Annotated in this window: 3 protein-coding genes and 1 pseudogene; all 4 read left to right on the top strand. The window is 40.3% G+C overall.

All coding sequences use genetic code 11. The annotated features are described in order from the left end of the window. On the top strand, positions 1–602 hold a 602-nt coding region (locus tag WBM49_RS05920), incomplete at its 5' end, for a glycosyltransferase (RefSeq protein WP_424371138.1). Positions 603–604: 2 nt separating this feature from the next. Continuing rightward, on the top strand, positions 605–1,561 hold the full coding sequence (locus WBM49_RS05925) for a CdaR family protein (RefSeq protein WP_424371139.1): 957 nt from the start codon (positions 605–607) through the stop codon (positions 1,559–1,561). After that, the gene (gene coaE / locus WBM49_RS05930) at positions 1,558–2,151 is read left to right on the top strand and encodes a dephospho-CoA kinase (protein ID WP_424371140.1); all 594 of its coding nucleotides are present in this window, start codon (positions 1,558–1,560) and stop codon (positions 2,149–2,151) included. Before WBM49_RS05925 ends, coaE begins: the two co-directional genes overlap by 4 nt. Before the next feature lie 73 nt (positions 2,152–2,224). After that, positions 2,225–2,574, top strand: a pseudogene (locus WBM49_RS05935) (two-component sensor histidine kinase); the annotation flags it as partial.

A 2,574-nucleotide genomic window follows, 5' to 3' on the forward strand; every position in this document is an offset into this window, starting at 1 on the left:
ATGCTATGACGGCCTTCATCACCACCGGAGGGATCAGGGGCAATACAAAGGCCGCGAATAAATTTCAACCCCGGAGCTTTAATATGGGTATCTCCAAAAAAGCATTTGAAAAGACCCGAGGATTTGGCAAGATCCATCCTGGAGAAGACCCAGATCTCAGTATTCGTTTATGGGGGCTCGGATATTCAACTCAACTAATTCCAGAAGCTTTTGTCTACCATAAAAGGCGGGTAGATTTTAACAAATTCTACATACAGGTAAAGAAATTTGGAATGGTAAGACCCATTTTAAACAGCTGGCACCCAAAAACAGCCAGACTTACCTACTGGTTTCCGTTCTTTTTCTGTGTTGGACTAATAGCAGCCATCGCACTCGCCCTGCTTCAAATAAATGGTCTTTTATATCTATACTTCTTGTACTTTATTTGCGTGCTGATCGATTCCTGGCTGAAGAACAAGGCACTGGGAATAGCACTTTTGTCATTGGTAGCGGTGGTTATACAGTTTGGGGGCTATGGACTCGGTTTTTTTAAATCGACATTCTTACTTACTTTTAGTAAAAAGAATCCTCAGGAATTATTTCCCTCCTTATTTTTTAAATAGTAATGAGTAAAAAACAAGTTTTTAATGGTGCTACAAAGCGTAAGGTGAAGGTCTTTGTGGTCTTGTTATTTTGTTCTTTTTTGGCCTGGCTAATAAGTAAACTCTCGGATACGCATACTGATGAGACTACTTTTGATCTGGTCTATACCAACATTCCGGATTCTCTGTTTTTCCTTGGCGCATCTAAAGATCAATTAACCATTACAGCACGTGGCAGTGGCTGGCAGTTTTTGGGATCCCGATTTGCCACAAAAAAATTACCCATAGACCTTAATGGGATGGCACACCGAGGGAATAAGTTCTTTCTTGCGGAACAGGCCTTTAGAAAACAGATCGAAACAAAATTACCGGAGGCCATGACCATACTGCGAATGGATCAGGACACCTTATTTTTTAATTTTACCCGTATGATCAGGAAAAAGGTTCCTGTCGTGGTAGAAGCGACCATTAGTCTGGAACAAAATTACCTGATGGACGGTGAACTGCAAATCACTCCTGATTCCGTGCTTTTGAGGGGTCCTTCAGAAGAAATAGATACAATTACTTCAGTACATTCGGAGCCGGTTTCCCTTATCGATATTTCTTCAGATTTTAAACGAACACTGACGCTTGTAAAATCCGGGGAACTTATAAATACCGTTTATGAACGGAATACAGTGATAGTCAGCGCAGAGGTTTTTCGTTTTTCTGAAAAAATATTCCAGGTTGCTGTGGAAGTGGCCAATCTTCCGGAAGGCACACAAATCAGAACTTTCCCCAATACAGTTGAAGTCTTGTGTAAGGCCAGGATAGAACGACTCAAAGAGATACTTCCATCAGATTTCAGAATTATTGCCGACCTGGAAGATATCAAGGATGAATCACCGTACTTGCCTTTATATTTAATTGAACAGCCGGAGGGGCTTCCAAGTGTGCAAATGAGACAGTCGCAAGTAGAATTCATTTTAAAAAGAGAATGAGACTAATAGGCCTAACAGGAGGGATGGGCAGCGGTAAGACCACCGTGGCAAAAATGTTTCAGGATCTAAAGGTACCCGTCTATAACTCCGATACAGAAGCAAAACGTTTGATGAATGAAGATGCCGGTTTGCGCCCGGCCATTATTAAACTTTTTGGAGATCAGGCCTATAAAGACGATACCTTAAACAGAGGCTTTCTGGCAGAGAAGGCATTTGCTGATAAGGCACTGCTTTCTAAGTTAAACAATATTGTACACCCTGCGGTACGCAAAGATTTCAAATCCTGGGCGAAACGGCAACAAGTTCCGTACGTAATTCAAGAAGCCGCCATATTATTTGAAAATGACGGGTACAAAGGTTTTGATCAAATGATTCTGATTACTGCGCCTAAAAAAATCAGGATCGGACGTATTCGTAAACGCGACGGACTTACCGAAAAAGCAATTCTGGAACGAATGCAGCATCAATGGCCGGAAAAGAAAAAGAAGGAATTGGCCCACTATGTGATCAATAACAAGAATTTAGAGGATACCCGCAAACAGGTATTGAAAATTCACAATCGCATCCTTCAAAAAAGCCTAGAAACTTAAATTTTAACATTTTTGTTAAGGTTAGGTTAAACAAGCAATCCGCTAAATGTTAAATTTTTAATTTTACTTCAAAATGAATAAGCGATTATTTGTTTTTCTTGTCATCTTAATGAGCCTGTCCCTGATTGGTATCATTTCGGTTCAGTTATACTGGATCAAAAGATCTGTAGATGACAAAGAAGAACAGTTCTCAAATGCGATAGCGGAGGTACTCAATCGGGTCACAGACAAGATTGAGGAGCGTGAAATGAGAGATTATTCCGATAGGTTCCTTAACCTGAAGGACAGTCTTGGTGAGTTTAAAAGCTCGCACCTCAGCAATATCTTTTTTATAGATCGCGATATTAATTCTAATGAGATCCTTTTCTATTCTCACGGAATACTTGAGGAAGATTACAATATAGCATCCACGTTCTTTGACAG

The organism is Muriicola sp., from assembly GCF_049669965.1.
Lineage (GTDB): Bacteria > Bacteroidota > Bacteroidia > Flavobacteriales > Flavobacteriaceae > Muriicola.